Consider the following 19359-nt stretch of genomic DNA (forward strand, 5'->3'; position numbering starts at 1 on the left):
GCTCCGGTTCAGCCTTCCGTGGTGGTCTGCGTCACCTGGGCCAGGTTGCCGCGAATTATCTCGGCTTCCGGCGAGTCCGGCGGCAGCACGTCGAGCAGGCGCTCCCAGTAGTCGCGGGCACTCGTCATTTCCCCCTCCAGGTAGGCCCGGGATCCGGCCAGCCACAGCCCCTGGGCATGGTAGGGGTCAATCTCCAGGGCCTGTTCGATCAAGCGCAAAGGTTCGCCGCTCAGGCCACCCTGACGCTCGGCCATGACGTCGGCATAGCGCGTGAGCAGATCGGGATCGCCGTCGCCGCCGTGGGCCATGGCCTCACGAAAGGCGCGTTCGGCGGCGTCCAGGTCCTCAAGAAATACCAGGGTACGGCCCAGCAGCACCCAGCTTTCGACGTCGTCCGGCTGCTGGGCCAGGCGGCCCTGGAGCTGCTGCGCCATCAGTTGGAACTGTCTTCGCAGCTCGGCTTCGGTGGCTGCGGTCGGCTCGGCAACCGCCATCTCGCCGGCGGGCCGCTGAGTGGCGAACACCTCTTCAGCATGCCCCACCGCCAGGTAGATGCCGATCGCCATGAACGGCAGCACGGCAATGCTGACGATGGCGGCAGCGCCCACCGCACGCGCCCCACCTTGTCCTGCGTCCGAGGGTGTTTCGTCGGGCTCGATGGCACCGCTGTCGAGCAGCTCGCGCTCCAGGTCGGCCACGGCCGTGGCGTACTGGGCCTGGGTCAGGGTGCCAGCGGCAAGGTCCTGCTCCAGTTCGTGAACCCGGTCGCGATGCACGCTGGCATTGACCGCCCGGCGCGACGGCAGCGTCTCTCTGCGTGGCTCGCGCAGCAGCGGATAGAGCACGAACGTCAGCGCCAAAACGCAGAGCAGCAGGGCAAAGAGTAGAAACAGTCCGTTCATCTCATCCTCCGGGAGCAGTCTTCATGACGCAGCCGTTCGAGCACGGCGCGCTCCTGCTCGGTGAAGTCGGGGCGCTCGGCCATGCCTCGCCGCCCGACGACGACGCGCCACCACACCAGGGCGCCGCCGAACATCAGCAGGAAGGGGCTCGCCCACAGCAGCCAGGTGTTGGCCTGCAGCGGCGGCCGGTAGCGCACGTAGTCGCCGTAGCGCTGGACCATGAACTCGACGATGGCGTCGGCGTCGTGGCCGGCCAGGGTCATGTCGTAGACCCGCCGACGCATGTCGGCGGCCAGCTCGGCGTTGGATTCGTGAATGGTCTCGCTCTGGCACACCGTGCAGCGCAGCTCGCGCACCAGGGTGTCGTACTGACGCTTCTGGGCCTCGTTGTCGAACTCCAGCGGCTGGCCGATGGCCAGGGCCATGGCGAGCCCCGCCGCCAACCACAGCGGCAGGCCCAGCAGGCTCAGGAACAGGGATCGCTTCATGATTGCGCCACCCTCCTCGCCTCGTTCTTGCGCTGCTGCGCCGCTCTCAGTTGCTCGGCTCTCAGCTTCTCGACCAGCGGCAGCACCTCGTCGAGCAGCAGCTGGCGGGAGAGCGGGCCGATGCGCTTGTAGCGAATCACCCCTTCGGCATCGAGCACGTAGGTTTCCGGCGTGGCGTAAACGCCCCAGTCGATGCCGGCATCGCCACGGGGGTCATAGGCAATGGTGCGGTAAGGGTTGCCGCTGACGCCGAGATAGCGCACCGCCGCCTCCCGCTCATCGCGGTAGTTGAAGGCGTGAATGGGAATGCCGCCCTGGGCCAGCTCCATCAGCAGCGGCTTCTCGGAGCGGCAGGTGCTGCACCAGGTGGCCCAGACGTTGACCAGCGCCACCTCGCCGATGAAGTCCTGCTCGGTGACCAGGCGCTCGGCGTCTTCCAGCGCTTCGAGAGCGAAGGCCGGCGCCGGCTTGCCCACCAGCGGCGAGGGCAGATCGCGGGAGTTCATGCCCAGGCCCACGAACAGCAGGCCGAGCAGGGCAACGGTGGCGACCAGCGGCAGTAACAGGCGAAGTTTCATCAGCCGGTCGCCTCCTGCGCTTGTGTAATGATCTCATCCGACCGACGCTGCGGCCTGACCACGCGGTTCCTGGCCAGACGGTAACGCTTGTCGCAGGCCGCCAGCAGACCACCGAGCGAGAGCAGAATCGCGCCGGACCACATCCAGAACATGTAGGGCTTGTAGTAGAGCCGGAAGCTCCAGGCATCGCCCACCAGCCGCTCGCCCAGCGAGACGTAGACGTCTCGGGTGCTCGAACGATGCAGCGAGGCCTGATTCATGGGCATCTCGGCGTGGGTGTCGTAGTAGCGACGCTGGGGCAGCAGCGTTGCCACCAGCCGGCCATTACGCTGCACCTCGACCACCGCCTGATCCGCATCCCAGTTGGGGCCACGCACGCTTTCCATGCGCAGCAGGGTGAAGTCGAAGCCCGCCGCCGAAGCGCTCTGCCCCGGCTGCATGCGCACGTCACGCTCCACCTCGTAGGTGTTGACCATGGCGATGGCCACCACGATCAGCGCCAGGCCGATATGGGCCAAATGCATGCCCAGGAAGCTCGGCCGCATGACCTTGCGCAGCCGCGCCGGCAGGGGTTGGCGCGCCGAGCCCATGCGCTTGCGCATATCCAGCACTGCGGTGAGTACGATCCAGACGGCCAGCATCAGCGACAGCGCCGTCATGGGACGCCAGGCGCCCAGGGTCAGCGGCCACAGCCCGCCGGCGACCACGCTGACCGCCAGCACCCAGCGCAGCTGACGAAAGGTCTCGCCAGGATTGGCCTGCTTCCACAGCACCGACGGCCCGAGGCCCACCAGCAGCAGTAGCGGCAGCATCACCGGGGCGAACACCGCATCGAAGTAGGGTGGGCCCACCGAGATCTTGCCCAGCCCGAAGGCATCCAGCGCCAGCGGGTAGAGCGTGCCGATGAAGACCGCGGTGCAGGCCACCGTCAGCAGCACGTTGTTGGCCAGCAACAAGGATTCACGGGAGTACCAGCCGAAGGCGCCGCCAAGCCCCACCCTGGGCGCCCGCCAGGCATAGACGGTCAGCGAACCGAGCAGGGTGAGCGTGAGCATGACGAGAATGAACACCCCACGCTCCGGGTCGGTTGCGAAGGCGTGCACCGAGGTGATGACGCCCGAGCGCACGATGAAGGCACCGAGTATCGTCAGGGCGAAGGTGATGATCGCCAGCATCAGGGTCCAGACCTTGAAGCCGCCGCGCTTCTCGGTCACCGCCAGGGAGTGGATCAGCGCCGTGGCGGTGAGCCAGGGCAGGAAGGAGGCGTTCTCCACCGGATCCCAGAACCACCAGCCGCCCCAGCCCAGCTCGTAGTAGGCCCACCAGGAGCCCACCGCGATGCCCAGCGTCAGGAACACCCAGGCCACCGTGGTCCAGGGCCGCGACCACCGCGCCCAGGCGGCATCGAGGCGGCCGCCGAGCAGCGCCGCCATGGCAAAGGCGAAGACCACCGCCATGCCTACGTAGCCCATGTAGAGCAGCGGTGGATGCAGGATCATGCCCGGGTCCTGCAGCAGTGGGTTCATGCCGCGCCCGTCCAGCGGACCCGGCACGACGCGTTCGAACGGATTGGAGGTGAAGATGGTGAAGGCAATGAAGCCGACGCAGACCATGCCCAGCACCGCCAGCACCCGCGCCAGCATTTCCCTGGGCAGCGACTGACTGAAGTAGGCCACGGCGGCGCCCCACGCGCCCAGGGTGAAGACCCACAGCAGCAGCGAGCCCTCGTGGCCGCCCCATACCGCGGTGACCTTGTAGATCAGCGGCTGGGTGAGGCTGGAGTGGCTGGCCACGTAGCGCACCGTGAAGTCGTCGACCACGAAGGCCCAGGTGAGCACCGCCATCGAAAGCGAGAGGAAAACGAACTGACCGGTGGCCAGGAAGCGACCGGTGCGCATCAGCCGGGCGTTACCGAGCTGGGCGCCCACCAGGGGCAGCACGCTCTGAGCCAACGCCAGGCACAGCGCCAGGATAAGGGCAAAATTTCCGAGTTCCGCCACCATGGGCCGGCACCTCCCGCTTTCCCCGGTGCCGAAGAGAAGCGCGGCGACCGGTCACTGACGAACGTGAGTGGCCGAGACGAACGGGATGAAAGACTAAGAGCAGGCGCGCCTCGACCGGCATGACAGGAATGGTCCGACCAATGGCGCTAAATATCTACACGCAATACTTCTTTTCACGGTGGGGTTGTGATCCATGTCAAACAAAACGGCGCGGCCGGATGTCGCGCCCCACTTCAGGCGACGAAAGCCTGACAGCGGACACGTCTGGACGTAAGCTAGGCACAGCGTTTTTCCCGCCTCACACTCACCGCGAACACTCACCGCGAACACTCATCACAAACAACAGGAGCTACCGTGCTGAAGCGAACTCTGATCACCCTGCTCGCCGCCGCCAGCCTGCCGCTGGCCGCCGCCCACGCCCAGGCGGCCGACGTCGTGCTGCACACCAACCACGGCCCCATCGGCATCGAGCTGTTCAAGGACCAGGCCCCCGAGAGCGTCGAGAACTTCCTCACCTACGTGCAGGATGGTCACTACGACGGCACCCTGTTCCATCGCGTGATCGACGGCTTCATGATCCAGGGCGGCGGCTTCGATCAGGACTTCCGCCAGAAGGCGACCCGCGATCCGATCGCCAACGAAGCCAACAACGGCCTGCGCAACGAGCGCGGCACCCTGGCCATGGCCCGTACCGGCGACCCGCACTCCGCCACCGCACAGTTCTTCATCAACGTCAGCGACAACGCCTTCCTCAACCACCAGGGCACCCACTCCGGCCAGGCCTGGGGCTATGCGGTATTCGGTCGCGTGGTGGAGGGCATGGACGTGGTCGACGCCATCAAGCGTGTACCCACCGGCAGCCGCGGCCCGTTCCAGGACGTGCCCCGTGAAGCCGTGATCATCGAGCGTGCCGAAGTGCAGTAAACGAGCACCACCCAGACACGACGACGCCCGCCATCGGTCGATGGCGGGCGTCGTCGTATGGGCTTGGGTGTCTTAGGGAAGCGCTGCACAAATCGACGAGCGGGATGAAGCACAAGGCGCACGGAGCACAGGAACCGGAGCATATGGGGTATATGTGAGGATTCCGAGCACCGCGCAACGCAGTGATTCGCTCGCGCAGGCATTTGTGCAGTGTTTCCTTAGCGTCGCAGCAGGTAGCGTCTGATACCGGCCAACACCAGCACGGCCGTTCCCGCACCCAGGGTATTGGCCAGGATATCGGCCCAGTCGCCGCCGCTACGGCCGGGAACGGGGATCTGCAGGTATTCGATGCAGATGCCGTAGAGCACCACGGCAATGAAGGTGCGCACCAGCGGCAGCCCGGCCAGACCGATCAGTCCCGCCAGGCCGGCATAGCCGACGAAGTGGTTAAACTTGTCCCACGGCAGGTTGGTGGGCATCTCGTCGCCAGGAGTCAGGCTGCCGATGGCAATGGCCACGGCCGCCAGCACGGCCAGCACCGTCCATAGACGATGGCGGTCATGCTGGCGCTGGAGCCAACTAGGTTCAGGCATGCTGGTGCTGGATGGCACGGTGATAGCGCGGGCTCAGGTCGTGCAGCGCCTCCATGAAGGCGGTGACGTTGTCCGGGTTGGTGAACTGGCTGATACCGTGGCCCAGATTGAACACGTGCCCCGGCCCTTCGCCGTAGCTGTCGAGGATACGCCCCACCTCGGCGCGAATGGCCGGCGGTCGGGCGAACAGCACGTTTGGGTCGAGATTGCCCTGCAGTGCCACCTTGTGGCCCACCCGGGCGCGCGCATCGGACAGTTCGGTGGTCCAGTCGAGGCCCACGGCATCCGGCCCCGCCAGGGCGATGTCCTCGAGCCACTGACCGCCGTTCTTGGTGAACAGGATCACCGGCACGCGCTTGCCTTCGTGGTCGCGGATCAGGCCGGCGACGATCTGCTCCATGTAGCGCAGCGAGAACTCGAGATAGGCCGGCGTGGAGAGCACCCCACCCCAGGTATCGAAGATCTGCACCGCCTGGGCCCCGGCGCGAATCTGCGCGTTGAGGTAGTCGGTCACCGCGCTGGCCAGGGTGTCGAGCAGGTCGTGCATCACGCTGGGCGTGTCGTAGAGCATGGTCTTCACGTGGCGGAAGTCCTTGCTCGAGCTGCCCTCCACCATGTAGGTGGCGAGCGTCCAGGGGCTGCCGGAGAAGCCGATCAGCGGCACCCGGCCGTTGAGCTCGCGGCGGATGGTCGAGACCGCCCGCATCACGTAGTCTAGGTCGCGCTCGGCGTCGGGCACGCTGAGAGCCGCCACGTCTTCGGCGGTGCGCACCGGCTTGCGGAACTTGGGTCCCTCGCCGGTCTCGAAGTAGAGCCCCAGCCCCATGGCATCGGGGATGGTGAGGATGTCGGAAAACAGGATGGCGGCATCCAGCGGGTAGCGCTCCAGGGGTTGCAGCGTTACCTCGCAGGCCAGGTCGTGGTTGCGGCACAGGTCCATGAAATCGCCGGCTTCGGCGCGGGTCGCGCGATACTCGGGCAGGTAGCGGCCGGCCTGACGCATCATCCATACCGGCGTGCGGTCCACCGGCTGACGCAACAGAGCGCGCAGAAAACGATCGTTCTTGAGATCCATGCAGGCAGTCATCCCCGGGAAATGTCGCCACATTGTAGCGCATCCTTTTCCACGCGGCTTGACCCGGGCCAAGATCGGAGACACCGCACAATCGTGAGCCGCGCCGGCGTTCCTGCTAGAATGCGGGATTCACTTCCGCCATCGCCGTGGTCTTGACCGAGGTACCCCGTGACCATTCGATTCATCGCCGCCTCCCGGCTGCCCACGCCCTGGGCCACCTTCACCATGCACGGCTTCGAGGACGAAGCCACCGGCAAGGACCACATTGCGCTCACGCTGGGCGAGGTGGCCGACGGCGAGCCGGTACTCGGCCGGGTGCATTCGGAGTGCCTGACCGGCGACGCGCTGTTCTCCATGCGCTGCGACTGCGGCTATCAGCTGCAGGAAGCGCTCAAGCGCATCGCCGACGAAGGCCGCGGCGTGCTGCTCTACCTGCGCCAGGAAGGCCGCGGCATCGGCCTGCTCAACAAGATCCGCGCCTATCACCTGCAGGACCAGGGCGCCGACACTGTGGAAGCCAACGAGCAGCTTGGCTTCGGTGCCGACCTGCGCCGCTACGACCTCTGCGTGCCGATGCTCGAACACCTGGGCATCCAGAGCCTGCGGCTGATGACCAACAACCCGCGCAAGGTCGATGCCCTGACCCAGGCCGGTGTCACCATTGCGGAACGCGTACCCCTGACCACGGGTCTCAACCCCCATAACGAGCAGTATCTCTCGACCAAGGCGGGCAAGCTCGGCCACATGATGGCGCTGGGCGATTTCACCCAGGCCGGCGACGTGGATATCGAACGCAAGCCCTGAGCCGCACCCGGCAGCGGGGCGCCCCTGACGGAAACGATCCCATGCCAGTAACGGAAACAACGGGCGGCCACCGCCACCACCTCATCGAGGAGCTGCTCAACAGCATCAGCCACGGTATCGGCGCGGTGCTGAGTCTTGTCGGAGTCGTGGTGCTACTGGTACTGGCTAGCATGGCCGCCCATGTGGACCCGTGGAAAATCGTCGGCATCAGCCTGTACGGCGTGACGCTGGTGCTGCTCTATGCCATTTCCACGCTCTACCACGGCGTTCGTCACCCCCGGCTCAAGCGTCTCTTTCAGCATCTGGACCACTGTGCCATCTACCTGCTGATCACCGGTACCTACACCCCCTTCCTGCTGGTCAACATGCGCAGTTCCACCGGCTGGACCCTGTTTGCCATCGTCTGGGGTCTGGCGCTGGCCGGCATCGCCTGCAAGCTCGCCTGGCCGCATCGCTTCACGGCCCTGCGAGTCGCCATCTATCTGGTCATGGGTTGGCTGATCGTCTTTGCCGGCGAAACGCTGAGTGCCAACCTGCCCACGGCTGGCATCGTGCTGCTTGCTGCCGGCGGCATCACCTACACCCTCGGTGTGGTCTTCTTCGCCATCAGCGCGATCCCCTTCAATCACGCCATCTGGCACCTGTTCGTGCTCGGCGGCAGTACCTGTCACTACTTCGCCGTCTACGCTGCCGTGCTGCCGTTCGGGGGTTGATGCTCGGCCAGCCTGAGCCGCTCCAGCCGGGCATAGAGGTACTCGGTGAAGAAGCCGTGCATGAGGAAGCGCTGACTCAGGTTCCACGGCCCGACCAGGTAGTGCGGGTACTTGTTGTAGGCCATCTCGGCCAGGCTCGGGTCGCCGATCAGTTGGCCGATGCGAATGGCGATGGACTGGTCGAGGTTGAAGCCGTTGATCGCGTCGCGGTACTCCTCGCGGGTCAGCAGCAGGCAGAACAGGCACATGAACAGCGCATGGGCGCTCTCGAAATCGAGCACCTGGGTACGTCGGCGCGGCAGTTCGAAGTCGCACTCTTCCAACGAACGCCAGTGCGCCCAGTTGATCGCCTGCGGCGTCAGGGCTGCCGGGCGCTGCCGCCAGTAGCCCATCTCCTCGATCACCCGGAACAGCTCCTGGTCGTGCTTGACGAAGCTGGCGTCGAGCATGTCCTCGATGCGGCTCGGGTAGAGCGTGAGCGGCTCCACCGTAACCTCCGGGCCGTTGTCGATGAGGAAGTTGAGAATGTTGGACTCGGTGGCGAAGTGGCGCAGGATCAATTGATTGGCGCTGGGGCTGACGAAGTGGATGCAGAACCAGCAGATCAACCGCTGCAGCAGGCCGTGGGCGCGAAACTGGGGCAGCGGCAGGCGCTTCACGAACCAGATCAGATGCAGCAGCACGGCCAGCAGGAACTGCAGCAGCGGGCGCAGCGACCAGCGCGTGGGGCGCTCCAGGTCGTCCAGCCACAGCCGCACCGCCGCCGGCTCGATGGGCAGGGAGTCGTCGAACGCCAGTGCGCGCAGGAAGGGGCTGCGCGGCCTCGGCCTGGTATCAGCCATGCTCGATCTCCTCCAGTTGCAGGGCGTAGAGCCGCGCCACCACCCGCGCGGTGCGCAGAATCGCCTGCTGCTGCTCCGGCGTGCGGCAGACCCGGTCGATCAAGGTATAGAGCTTGTCCAGGTGGGCATCGTCGTTCTCACCGTGGTAGCGCATGAAGCAGGTGTAACGGCCGTCGCCCTCGGTGGCCTCGTCGATCCGCCGCGCCCAGTCGCTGGCCATCTTCTGCCCCAGCCCTTCGATGATCCACATGGCACCGATCAGATCCACCGGATTGGGCTGGCTGGCGCGATACATCATGAAGGCGTGCAGCGCCTCGCTGCCGGCATTGCGCTGCCCGGCGCGGATCTCCTCCAGCGCGCCACCCGCCGCCACGAAGTCCGCCTCCAGCATCTCGTAGTCGCGATGCTCCTCCTTGGCGTGACCGATCACTTCCGAGCGCACATCGGCATAGTCACGCTCGAAGCTGGAGGCGCCGCGGGTGATCCAGCGCGCGCCCTCGATCACCTGCTGGCGCAGGTGCAGCAGCAGGCTGCGGTAATCCTCGCGGGTGAACTTGCCGCGCTCCAGGCGCTGGATGATCGGCACCCGCCCCAACTGGCGCTCGAAGTCGAACCACACGCGCATCAACCCTTGCAGGCACTCCTGTCCCAACTGGGTGGTGACCTTGCTTTCCATGGTTATTCCTCCACGACCGTGAGCTGCATGTAGACGTTATTGAAGCGACCGCTCTCCGGCACCATGCACAGGATGGTGTCGCCGGTTTGGTAACTCTGGGTGCGACGAAACTCGTCGAGCATGATGAACATCGAGGCGCAGCCGGTGTTACCGCGGGTATAGAGATTGGTGTACCACTTCTCTTCGGGAATGGCCGCGCCGGCCTGGGTCAACATGTCAAAGATCTTGCCGCGGAAATAGTGCGACGAGTAATGGCACAGCACATGGTCGATCCGGCCCACCTCGACCCGCCCCTCGTCGATCAGCCGTAGCAGGCCGTCCACCCCCAGCTTGACGATGTTGTCGAGCAGGCGAACGTCCTGGCGGATCAGCAGGGCGCCGGCGGCCTCCGCCTCGGCGTAGGTGGCGAAATCCTGCCAGCTGCGCGCTTCGCCTACCGCCCGGCCGACGCTCATGCACACCGGGTAGGCATCAGCGTGGGAGAAGCCGCGAATCCAGTCGATACGAAAGCTGCGCCGGCGCGGCACGCGCTCCAGCAGCAGCGCCCCGGCGCCGTCCGACAGCATCCAGCGCAGGAACTCGGCATTGAAGTCGACCTCTTCGGCAACCGCCTCGTAGCGGCTGGCCTTGAACAGCCGCGAGGCCAGCTCGCTGGCGATCACCAGCGCGTTATCGTGCTCGCCGGCCTTGAGCCCGGTGTAGGCCGCCTTGAGCGCCATCATGCTGCTCGAGCAGATGCCGTGGCTGCTGTGCAGCTCCACGCCGGCCACGCCCAGTTCGGCCTGGACCATGCTGCCGAACCCCGGCAGCACCAGATCGCCCTGGCTGGTGGCCACGCTGAGCATCTCGAGCCGCGGCTTGCCGAGGAAGCTGTCGTCAAGGCAGGCCTGACCCGCCCGGGCGGCCATCTCGTCGTTGCTGATCAGGGTGTTGTGCTCGGCATCGATGGCGTAGTGACGCTGGCGAATGCCGTTGGATTGCAGGATGCGGCGCTTGAGCCGGCTCGGCTTGCCGTGCACCAGGCCGAGCACCGCCTCGATCCGCTCGTTGTCCACCGGCTCGCCCGGCAGATAGTGGCCGCTACTGGTGATGTAGACGCTCATGCGGGATTGCCTCCGTGCTTGAGGTAGTGACGCAGGCAGCGCAGGTTCTCTTCCATGTAGGGAAACACGCACAGCAGTGCCATGAAGGTCAGGTAATAGGGCAGGTAGCGCTCGCCGCCGTGGGGCACCTCGACGGGAATCAGCCGCATCTGCCCGGCCCAGTCGAAGGAGACGAGATCGACCACCACCGGCCAGTTGATCACCATGATCATCGCCAGCATGTAGAACGGCAGGCTGGCCAGGTAGCTGTGTGCATGCATCTCCCAGATGCTGATGTGACGCCGGGGAGCGGCGTAGTGCACGTCCCAGTGAGCCACGACCTCGTGCAGCACCCAGGCCAGCAGACAGATCAGCAGCACCAGCACGTTGATGCGGTAGAGCAGGCACATGAGGATGGGGATGCCCACCTGAATGCCCATCGCCGAGTGCATCAGGGTCTCCTTCAGCCCCGAGGTCTCCTCGATGTGCGTGGCACGGTGGCAGCACCAGTCGACGAAGCCGGCGATTCCCCATAGCGGCAGGAAGACGTACAGCAGGACATGGATCAACAGCGTGTGGGTATCCATGGCGATTTCCTCTGTTTCAGCGCCTCTCACACTGTTCTTGCAAGGCGCTTACGTTTCATGGATGATGTTAGGAAACACTGTTCTATAACTAATATCCACCAGGCGCACGCCATTTGCAAGCGCCAATCGAATGGAACGGAACATGATGAAACAGGCAACCCACAGGCAGAGCTCGGCTTCGGATAGCGCAGCCGCACCGCAGGCAGCTCGGGATCGCTACCCCGATGCCCTGCGTGCCGGCGCGCTGCTGGTGGTGGTATTCGGCCACTGGATCGCTACCCTGCCGCGACTGGAAAACGGCCTGATGACCACCACTGATCACCTACTGCTGGTGTGGACCGGCGCCGGGGTGCTCACCTGGCTGCTGCAGGTGGTACCGCTGTTCGTCTTCGTCTCGGCCGCGGTCAGCACCGACGGCGCCCAGCGCCGGCTGGACCAGGGCCAGCGCCAGCTGCACTGGTGGGCGGGTCGGGCACTGGGCTTGGCCCGCCCCACCGTCACCTACCTGGCGGTGCTGGTGGCCTTCGTCCTGCTGGCGGCCTACACCGGCGGGCGCCTGCTCGGCCCGCTCAACCACTCGCTGACCGTGCACCTCTGGTTCCTGATGATGCTGCTGGGCGTGCAGGCGCTGCTGCCGCTGAGCGTGTGGGCCGACAATCGCTGGGGGCTCAAGGCCGTGGCAGGGCTGCTGCTGATCGCCGCCGCCGTGGACCTGTTGCGCGCCGGCATTAGCTCTCCCGGCGAGCTGCTGGAGCTGGGCGCTCGCGTCACCGCCAACGGTGGCGGCATCGGCTGGCTCAACGCCGTAGTGGTCTGGCTGCTGCCGCAGCAGCTCGGCATCGCCTGGAAGCGCGGACGCTTCTCCGGTCTGGGCTGTGGCCTCGCCCTGCTATTGCTCGGGCTGGTATGGCTGGCCGCCGCCGTGGCCTCGGGCTACCCCGTGGCCATGGTCGACGGCGCCTTCGGCGTGCCCAGCAACCTGCTGCCGCCCACCCTGGCGCTGGTCGGTGTGATGTGGGTTCAGGTAGGCGCCGCGCTGACCTTCGAAGCCCCGGTGCGCCGCCTGCTGGAGCGCCGCCGAATCGACCGGACGGTGACGATCCTCGGCGCCCTGGGTATGCCGCTCTACCTCTGGCACAAGCTCGCCGAACTGCCGGCCGCCTGGCTGGGCGAGCGCCTGGGCCTGCCCATCGACGCCGGCATACCGGGCGAGGTGGGCTTCTGGCTCGGCCGCCTGTGGTGGATTGCGCTGTGCATCGTGGCCGTCGCTCCCGTGATGATCGCAGTGGTGAGCTTCGAGATGCGCCGCAAGCGCGACGTGGTTTCCGCCACTGCTGCGCCGGCCATCCTCGCCGGCGGCGCGGCGCTGCTTGGCGGCATCATCGCCAGCCTGGCGCTCGGCGCCCTGCCAGGTGCCATCTTCGGCCTGGCCGGCGTCGCGGCCGCCTCATGGCTGCTGCGCGTCCACCCACAGCCGGCCGAGGCGCCATCGGAGCGCCTGGCGGAAAGCGCAAAGTGAGGGTAGCCGAAGGTCGTAAGCTATTTCTTACAAAACGAATCGGCAATTTCCTACACTCAGATTGACGCAGGTTAACGTCACCTAGCACTGTTAGTTGGCAAAGTAAAACCGTACTGAGCACGGAGGCTCAGCCAGGGACGACCGAGTCAGGAAGACTCACTATCCAGGGATGCTCGGGTGGAAGGATGCTCGAGGTGGAGGTAAGGAAGCGAAGATCCAGCCCGGCCGCAAGGCCGGGCTTTTCGTTTGAACAGAAACGCTCGGCAAGTATATCGCTGCCAATACGCCCCATCCAAACGCCGCCAAGGTTAAAAAGTAAGATCTTGAGTCTTGGGAGATTGCTCAGTAAACTTCCCCGCTTCAAAAAATACACTTGGACGTATGGATGCGTAAGCTACCTTATCTTGCCTTCCTCTTGGTACTCGCCGGATGCGAAGGTCAGGATGTTACAATGCTGACCTTTGACGAATCCTTGCGTGACACGCACCGATCAACAAAAGATGGTTCACCCGAGGTCAAGCAGGGCTACAGAAATGCTATCGAGGCATTGCTGAAAGACCAGGGCATCGACCCAAAAAAGGTAAGCATCCGCGTCTCACCGGATGACGACAATACCGTAATATTAAACACCCGCCCCAGAGTAGCTGAATCCGACGACTTCGAGTCCTTTCACAACGCACTCTCCAGCATTGTCGAGTCTCGGAGTGCATTACCGCTTACACTGACCTTCAATTTCGATAAAGAAAATTTGGGCTCCGAAGGACCAGAGATTCAAGAGAGACTCGCTGACTTGCCCGACGAGGTAGAAGCGGTGCTAGTACCCGACGGTGTCATTTTGAGCCATACCTATGGAATAGGTACTGTACTGGCAGCAGCACTGAGCGGATCAGACAGAGCTAGCAGCACTGCCTATTGCAACATCACTGCGAGTGTCGAGCCTAGCCTACCTTTCATTTTTATCAAGTATCTGGTAGATGACGATGGTGAAAATGGAAGATATGCCGTTGGCTGGAACTCAGTGGATGTTGATGTCACCCTGACGTTCAATGATGAAACTCTTCAGGATCTTCTCGATAAAGGCGAAATGATCGTAGCCCCTACGCTCAATAGCCGGGACTGGTCGAATGCACTGACAAGGGGTCGGCTCGGCAAGGTGGACCTGCAGCTTGGCTCGCTGGGTGTATTGCAGCATGACTATGCAGGCAGGGCCGACTACTTATCCCATTCCAGCATGAGAAGCCGATGTCGAACACGAGCAATCGAGCTTGGCTCCCCTTTCAGCTTCTATATGGGAAATACCATGGATCGCTTGGCGTCGTTTACTCCCCTTACTTCCGAGAACTGACTTGCCATAATTCCCATCGCTGACCCTGGCATTGGAATAGCAAGCCTAAGCCCTGTCGCTATCCAGACAGGGTCGGTAGGGCTCATTGGCTAAATGTCCACACCTGGGAAACCATACTGCCCATATCGAGTCTGCCCGGCTGGATTCACGACCACGCTACCGCCAAGAAAGCCGACTCGCGGTTTTCTTAGCGGTAGCGGAGAAGTAGAGCCTTTGTATTAGCTCGGTTCGCAGTAGCTCTGCCCGGTCGGTTTCAAGGCGCCAAGGTTGCCGACGCCTTCGGCGATCAGGCTGAGCTGACGCACCACCAGAGCACCGGTTTCCTCATCGCCACCGGTCAGTTGGCGGCGACGGAACTCGCGCTTGATGGCCTCCCAGCGCTGAGCTTCCTCGGCGCTCAGGGTGCCGCGGATCTCCTTGAGCTTGAGCAGGTTCTCTTCCGCGCCTTGGGTCAGCAGTTGGGCTTCACCGAGATAGTGGTCGTCGAGAATCGCTTCGAGCTCTTCGTCGGACAGGATCGGCGAGATCTTCTCGGCCAGACGGCTCATGTTGCGGTAGCTGCCCTGGAGGCGGAAGCTCGGCTCAGTACGGTAGGCATCCGCTTGAGCGCTCGAGGCGATGTACTGCTGATTCACCCGCAGCACCACCTCGCGTACCTTGAACATGTGCTTCAGCACCGCCACGATCTCTTCCCGCTCGGCAGCGCTGTAGTCGTGCTCGAAGTCGGTGCTCGGCACCTCGCGTCCCGCCGCCAGGTCGGCAAAACGATAGAAATCGTCCAGCCCACGGGTGGCCAGCGGCGCCAGCACCGTATTGGAGCTGATGGCGTTCTCGATGTAGGAGAGGGCGAACACCCCTTCCATGCCGCTCAACACGTCGCCGAGGTTATACACGTCGGCCCGGTTGGCCAGCATGTCCGGCACCTTGAAGGCTTCCCCGCTCTCGGTGTAGGGGTTGCCCGCCATGGCGATGCAGAAGCGCTTGCCGCGCATGTCGTAGGTCTTGGTGCGCCCCTCCCACACGCCGTCGATGCGCCGGCTGCCGTCACACAGGGAGATGAACTTCTGCAGGAACTCCGGATGGGTATGCTGGATGTCGTCGAGATAGAGCATCACGTTGTTGCCCATCTCCAGCGCGAGGTTGAGCTTGATCAGCTCGGCCCGCGCCGTGGAGTGGGCGGCCATTTCCGGGTCCAGCGAGGTGACGTCATGGCCAAGGCTCGGGCAGTTGATCTTCATGAAGATCAGCCCCAGACGATTGGCGACGTACTCCATCAGGGTGGTCTTACCGTAGCCGGGCGGTGAGATCATCATCAGCAGGCCGCTGTTGTCGGTACGCCGCGCATCGCCGACGGTACCCATCTGCTTGGCCAGGTTATCGCCGATGATCGGCAGGTAGCTCTCGGTGATCAGCTTGTTGCGCACGAAGGAGGTCAGCGGCTTGGGCATGAACTCCTTGAGCCGCAGCCGTTCGCGCTGTTCGCGCAGGACGACCTGGCGGCGCTCCTGCAGCTCCGACCAGCCGCGCAACACCTCCTGCTGGTGGTGACGCAGGCGCCCGTGGAAGTCGTCAAGCTGCAGCTCCAGAGCCTGCTCCGTCAGTCTCGGGTGCTGTCCCAGCAGCCCCTCGACGCGGAACGAGAGCTCGACATTGTGGGGCGCCGTGCTCAGCCGATCTGCCGTGTTCAGCAAGGCGATCGCTTCCGGCAGGTAGTGCAGCAGCGCTTCCTTGCCCACTTTCTTGGCATGCGCGTGCAACCAGTGTGAGGTGATCGTCCAGCGGGGGCCGGGCTGCCCGGCCACTACCGCCAGCGACTCCTCGAAGTGGCCGTAATGCCCCTGCTGCTTCATCGCAGTGACGAAGCCATTGACCAGCTCGGCCGCATACTGCGTGACGGGGATGCTTTCCCCCTCCTCGGCCAGCTGCCGCACCAGGTATTCCGCGGCGCTTCTGCGTTCGCTCGGCGAGCCGGCAAGCTGGCATTGGCTGACGAAGGCGTCCAGCAGTGGGGCGATCTCCTCGACCAGGGCCGCCAGCAGGTCCTCATTGCCCATGATCCGGCACAGCATGCCGGCCGACAGGCAGCGCGCGCGCAGGTTGCGGGCAGCGCTTTCGTCCTCGCGACACTGCGCCCAGTAGAGCATGGCCAAGGCACGCGGCAGCGGCCCATAGCCGAGCAGCCCGGCACTCTGTCGCGCCGGCCACAGGGTGCGCACGATCTTCGCGGCATCGTGGTCGTGAATGCCTTTTTCGTAGCCTTCGCGGTAACGCGGTGAAGCAAAGCGGCTGATGTGGCGCTCCAGCTCTGCCTGGTCCTCGACGTTTACCCGCTCGGCTCCGGGACGGGCCAGCTCTTCCATGACCAGGTAGGCCAGGTACTCGGCCCGGTAAACGGCATCGGTCTCCGAGGGCAGTGTGATAGCCCAGTAGGGCCGCAGCGCTTCGATGCCCTCATCCTGCAGCGGTGCGTAGAACTGCGTGCCGGTGAGGTGCAGCATGACCTTGTCATCGCGGGGCACCAGCGTCAGATCGAGATGCTGCTGGTTGACGCTGAAGCGGTGGCGTGGCCCCAGCCGGATGACGTTGCCGCCGGATTCGTAGATGTCGGCCCGGTCGCGTACGCTGCGCAGGGCGGCATCCTGGGTCGAGCGCAGGCGCCCGGCCAGATCGTCGGCCTCCAGACTCGCCCCCATGGCGCGCAGCTCTTCCGCCATGCTGCGCACCTTGGCCACCATCGCATCCGAGGCGAAGAAGCTGTGCAGGGCTTCGAGGGTCTCGAAGCGTTCGGTGCGCCGCTCCACGTTGTGCAGGATGCGCTTGCTGGCATCGGTCAGGGTGGTGACCCGGCGCTGACGCTCGTCCTGCAGCTGCTGCCGGCGCGCCTCGATGCTTTCGTGGGCACTCTCGCGCTGCTCCAGGATGGTGGCCAGGAACTCGTCGAACTCGCCGAACTGGCCTTCCAGCTCCTGCAGCTGATCCAGCATTCGCGTCATCAGCTGGTCGCAGTCGTCGGGTTCGCGCAGCGCCCCGACGCCATTGGCCAGACTCTGCTCGAACAGGCGAATCTGCGCGGCGAACTGGGCTCGTGCTTCGGCACTGCCCTGATCGCGCATGCGGATCTCGGCTTCGGAGCGCTGCTGATTGATGGTGGCGTAGATGCTCGAGATGTTCTCGGTGATACGGGTCTGCTGGGTGGCGTCGTTGCCGGACATGGACGACAGCATGCCCTGGATCATGTCGAGGCCGGCGGTCAACTCACGATACTCGGCCACGCACTTCGCCAGTTGATCCCGCGTTTCGGCCTCCTTCACTCGCTCTGCCAATGCCGCCAGGGTCTCCCGATAGCCGTTGAGCGCCTCGGGGGTGGCAAGGAAGTCGAAGGTCTGCCGGGTCAGGTTCTGCTCGGCCTTGTCGAGCGCCTGTTCCAGCTCTTTCAGGCGCTCCTCGTCGAGGTAGCGACGGTCGCGCAGCGCCAGCAAGCCGCCGCGATGGTCGCGCAGCGCCTTGAGATACGATACGAACTGGTCCGGTGTCTTCCAGCTGCTCGGCTTGAGCTCCCGCAGCAATTCATCCTGCCGCTTGCCGACGTTGTCCAGCGCCTCGGCCGTCTGCGCCCGAATCGCCAGAACCTTCTCGTACTCGTCCAGCATCAGTTCGGCGGTGTGCTTGAGCTGCACCAGCAGGTCGTGCATGGCCTGGAAGGTGGCCTCACCCAGCCAGTGGAACTGGTTGAGCGTGCGGTCTACCCGGCGAATGATGGCGTTGTAATGTCGCTCGGACGCCTGCCGCTCACCCACCAGTTGCACGATGCTGTTCAGCTCGGCAATGCCGCGCACCAGCTCGGGGTTGCCGATTCGCCCCAGCGGGGTATCGTTGCGCACGGCATCCTGGGCGTGGAAGCTCTCCGACATGAAGGGCGTGTCCCACACCTGGATCGGGTGTACCAGGGTCGGCTCGTCTTCCGAATGGAAGATCGCCAGATGGCCATTCTCGAGCAGTGCGAAACCGTGGCCGATCATCGGCGTATCGGTCTGCTTGCGAATCAGGTTGTAACGGTAGAGCACCACATGCCCGGTCTTGGGGGCATAGAAGATATAGAGAACGTCTTCGCCATTCGGCGAGCGCACCATGCGCTTGAAGCGCAGGTCCTCTTCGGGCACCTCGTAGGTCCTGAGCTCGCCGCTGTTGAGGTAGTAGCCCGAGGGGAAGATGATGCCGTGATTCTCGGGCAGCGCGACCACCGAACCGGCCATGTCGTCGATGCGCTGCACCACTTGCTCGGCGCGGTTGAACAGGTAGTAGCGCCACTGCCTCTCGTTGAAGGGCAGGATTCTGACCAGCAGCACGGCGCCCAGATCGGCGTACTCGAAGGTCGCATCGTCCAGCGACTGGGAGTCCGACTCCACCGGATCGGAGTAGATCCCCTCACCGCTGCTGGTGTTGTTCTCGATCTTGAAGGTGATGTTGCCGCGCAGGTTGTCGATGAAGACCGTATCGAGAATGTTCAGGTGCGGCGCGCGCCCCTGTTCATGATGGTCGCGGCCCGCCTCCTTCCAGGGGAAGGTAAAGCGCTCCGGCAACACGAGGTCGCGCTCGCCCCGGTTGTCGATGTAGCGCCTGACGCTGCCGTTGGCCGCCAGCTCCCAGCGGAAGACGCGCACGTCGGTCAGCTTTTCGCCTATCTGGAAGGCCGCCAGCAGCTTGCCGTTCAGCGTCACCAGTTGCAGCAGCACGGCGTTGCTGTAGTACTGCTGCAGCTCGCGGAAGTCCTGTACGAACCGCTCGTCGGTGAGGAAACTTCCCTCGATCGGCGCTTCCTGGAGCTCGAACCCCTCGTCCGTGTCTTCAAGGTAATAGAGAGAAAAGAGATCGCCGACCTCGAGCGCCTTGCGCAGGCCCAACTGCACGTTGAAACCGAACAGTATCCTGTCGCCGATGCGCACCATGTCCCGCGCAATGGCATTGTTCTCGGTGCGCACCCGAGCACGCCCCAGCAGGGCCATGCTGCTGCTACCGAAAACTCCCGCCCGCTCTACGTTCAGTTTATCGACTGACGCATGCAGGTTTTCTCCCTGAGTTCGCAAGCGCCGCTGAATGGTCTCGAACGCGGTGCTTTCCCTGACGATGCTCTCGACCTGAGATGGTCCATTCGACATAGTCTTCATCCTGGAAGTAGGCTGGCAATGGCAAGGACCGCAGCATGTGGGGCACATGGCGGTCCTGAAGCG

At 64.3% G+C, this 19359-nt stretch carries 16 protein-coding genes; 5 read left to right on the forward strand and 11 right to left on the reverse strand.

The features are described from left to right. Positions 1-8: 8 nt before the first annotated feature. From ccmI to HOP58_RS00120, 4 genes are read right to left on the reverse strand one after another with little or no spacing between them, the layout of a single operon-like run. Positions 9-902, reverse strand: coding sequence for a c-type cytochrome biogenesis protein CcmI (gene ccmI, locus HOP58_RS00105; RefSeq protein ID WP_234253301.1), 894 nt, complete (start codon positions 900-902; stop codon positions 9-11). Next, on the reverse strand, positions 899-1390 hold the full coding sequence (locus tag HOP58_RS00110; RefSeq protein WP_234253302.1) for a cytochrome c-type biogenesis protein: 492 nt from the start codon (positions 1388-1390) through the stop codon (positions 899-901). The genes ccmI and HOP58_RS00110 overlap by 4 nt, the downstream gene beginning before the upstream one ends. Beyond that, on the reverse strand, positions 1387-1968 hold the full coding sequence (locus tag HOP58_RS00115; RefSeq protein ID WP_234253303.1) for a DsbE family thiol:disulfide interchange protein: 582 nt from the start codon (positions 1966-1968) through the stop codon (positions 1387-1389). Before HOP58_RS00115 ends, HOP58_RS00110 begins: the two co-directional genes overlap by 4 nt. Further along, entirely contained in the window at positions 1968-3971 is a 2004-nt protein-coding gene (locus tag HOP58_RS00120; protein ID WP_234259071.1) for a heme lyase CcmF/NrfE family subunit, read from the reverse strand. The genes HOP58_RS00115 and HOP58_RS00120 overlap by 1 nt, the downstream gene beginning before the upstream one ends. Positions 3972-4373: 402 nt before the next feature. On the opposite strand from HOP58_RS00120, the gene HOP58_RS00125 reads away from it, so the two are divergent. Continuing rightward, complete coding sequence (locus HOP58_RS00125; RefSeq protein ID WP_026037834.1) at positions 4374-4895, forward strand: peptidylprolyl isomerase; 522 nt, start codon at positions 4374-4376, stop codon at positions 4893-4895. A gap of 218 nt (positions 4896-5113) precedes the next feature. Here the strand turns inward: HOP58_RS00125 and HOP58_RS00130 are convergent, their stop codons facing one another. Further along, positions 5114-5488: a VanZ family protein gene (locus tag HOP58_RS00130; protein WP_234259073.1), complete on the reverse strand. Its 375-nt coding sequence runs from the start codon at positions 5486-5488 to the stop codon at positions 5114-5116. Next, complete coding sequence (gene hemE / locus HOP58_RS00135; protein WP_085941245.1) at positions 5481-6563, reverse strand: uroporphyrinogen decarboxylase; 1083 nt, start codon at positions 6561-6563, stop codon at positions 5481-5483. Before hemE ends, HOP58_RS00130 begins: the two co-directional genes overlap by 8 nt. Positions 6564-6731: 168 nt before the next feature. Here hemE and ribA point away from each other — a divergent pair, with 168 nt between their 5' ends. Then, the gene (ribA, locus tag HOP58_RS00140; protein WP_010626184.1) at positions 6732-7367 is read left to right on the forward strand and encodes a GTP cyclohydrolase II; all 636 of its coding nucleotides are present in this window, start codon (positions 6732-6734) and stop codon (positions 7365-7367) included. Between the two features lie 41 nt (positions 7368-7408). After that, a complete protein-coding gene (locus HOP58_RS00145) occupies positions 7409-8080 on the forward strand; it encodes a hemolysin III family protein (RefSeq protein ID WP_234259075.1) in 672 nt (223 codons plus the stop codon). Here the strand turns inward: HOP58_RS00145 and HOP58_RS00150 are convergent. From HOP58_RS00150 to HOP58_RS00165, 4 genes are read right to left on the reverse strand one after another with little or no spacing between them, the layout of a single operon-like run. Then, on the reverse strand, positions 8050-8922 hold the full coding sequence (locus tag HOP58_RS00150) for a hypothetical protein (protein ID WP_234259077.1): 873 nt from the start codon (positions 8920-8922) through the stop codon (positions 8050-8052). The genes HOP58_RS00145 and HOP58_RS00150 overlap by 31 nt on opposite strands. After that, positions 8915-9598, reverse strand: coding sequence for an iron-containing redox enzyme family protein (locus HOP58_RS00155; protein WP_234259079.1), 684 nt, complete (start codon positions 9596-9598; stop codon positions 8915-8917). Before HOP58_RS00155 ends, HOP58_RS00150 begins: the two co-directional genes overlap by 8 nt. Positions 9599-9600: 2 nt before the next feature. Further along, positions 9601-10701, reverse strand: a complete 1101-nt coding sequence (locus tag HOP58_RS00160; RefSeq protein WP_234259081.1) for a beta-ketoacyl-ACP synthase III — start codon at positions 10699-10701, stop codon at positions 9601-9603. Continuing rightward, the gene (locus tag HOP58_RS00165; protein WP_234259084.1) at positions 10698-11267 is read right to left on the reverse strand and encodes a diguanylate cyclase; all 570 of its coding nucleotides are present in this window, start codon (positions 11265-11267) and stop codon (positions 10698-10700) included. The genes HOP58_RS00160 and HOP58_RS00165 overlap by 4 nt, the downstream gene beginning before the upstream one ends. 142 nt (positions 11268-11409) lie before the next feature. Between HOP58_RS00165 and HOP58_RS00170 the strand changes: the two genes are divergently transcribed. Next, positions 11410-12786 carry an acyltransferase gene (locus HOP58_RS00170; RefSeq protein ID WP_234259086.1) on the forward strand — a complete coding sequence of 459 codons (1377 nt, stop codon included), beginning with the start codon at positions 11410-11412 and terminating at the stop codon, positions 12784-12786. A gap of 451 nt (positions 12787-13237) precedes the next feature. Further along, positions 13238-14131, forward strand: coding sequence for a hypothetical protein (locus HOP58_RS00175; protein ID WP_234259088.1), 894 nt, complete (start codon positions 13238-13240; stop codon positions 14129-14131). A gap of 218 nt (positions 14132-14349) precedes the next feature. Here the strand turns inward: HOP58_RS00175 and HOP58_RS00180 are convergent, their stop codons facing one another. After that, entirely contained in the window at positions 14350-19287 is a 4938-nt protein-coding gene (locus HOP58_RS00180; protein WP_234259089.1) for a DNA repair ATPase, read from the reverse strand. Positions 19288-19359 lie beyond the last annotated feature (72 nt).

Origin of the sequence: Halomonas sp. MCCC 1A11062, assembly GCF_021404355.1 — a bacterium.
Classification (GTDB): domain Bacteria; phylum Pseudomonadota; class Gammaproteobacteria; order Pseudomonadales; family Halomonadaceae; genus Halomonas; species Halomonas aerodenitrificans.

Excerpts from the sequence above, each read along its gene's own strand:
- hemE (WP_085941245.1), bottom strand. The coding sequence starts at position 6,563 with ATGGATCTCAAGAACGATCGTTTTCTGCGCGCTCTGTTGCGTCAGCCG.
- HOP58_RS00175 (WP_234259088.1), top strand. The coding sequence starts at position 13,238 with ATGCTGACCTTTGACGAATCCTTGCGTGACACGCACCGATCAACAAAA.
- HOP58_RS00160 (WP_234259081.1), bottom strand. The coding sequence starts at position 10,701 with ATGAGCGTCTACATCACCAGTAGCGGCCACTATCTGCCGGGCGAGCCG.
- HOP58_RS00165 (WP_234259084.1), bottom strand. The coding sequence starts at position 11,267 with ATGGATACCCACACGCTGTTGATCCATGTCCTGCTGTACGTCTTCCTG.
- HOP58_RS00110 (WP_234253302.1), bottom strand. The coding sequence starts at position 1,390 with ATGAAGCGATCCCTGTTCCTGAGCCTGCTGGGCCTGCCGCTGTGGTTG.
- ccmI (WP_234253301.1), bottom strand. The coding sequence starts at position 902 with ATGAACGGACTGTTTCTACTCTTTGCCCTGCTGCTCTGCGTTTTGGCG.
- HOP58_RS00150 (WP_234259077.1), bottom strand. The coding sequence starts at position 8,922 with ATGGCTGATACCAGGCCGAGGCCGCGCAGCCCCTTCCTGCGCGCACTG.
- HOP58_RS00155 (WP_234259079.1), bottom strand. The coding sequence starts at position 9,598 with ATGGAAAGCAAGGTCACCACCCAGTTGGGACAGGAGTGCCTGCAAGGG.
- HOP58_RS00130 (WP_234259073.1), bottom strand. The coding sequence starts at position 5,488 with ATGCCTGAACCTAGTTGGCTCCAGCGCCAGCATGACCGCCATCGTCTA.
- HOP58_RS00170 (WP_234259086.1), top strand. The coding sequence starts at position 11,410 with ATGATGAAACAGGCAACCCACAGGCAGAGCTCGGCTTCGGATAGCGCA.
- HOP58_RS00145 (WP_234259075.1), top strand. The coding sequence starts at position 7,409 with ATGCCAGTAACGGAAACAACGGGCGGCCACCGCCACCACCTCATCGAG.
- HOP58_RS00120 (WP_234259071.1), bottom strand. The coding sequence starts at position 3,971 with ATGGTGGCGGAACTCGGAAATTTTGCCCTTATCCTGGCGCTGTGCCTG.
- HOP58_RS00115 (WP_234253303.1), bottom strand. The coding sequence starts at position 1,968 with ATGAAACTTCGCCTGTTACTGCCGCTGGTCGCCACCGTTGCCCTGCTC.
- HOP58_RS00180 (WP_234259089.1), bottom strand. The coding sequence starts at position 19,287 with ATGTCGAATGGACCATCTCAGGTCGAGAGCATCGTCAGGGAAAGCACC.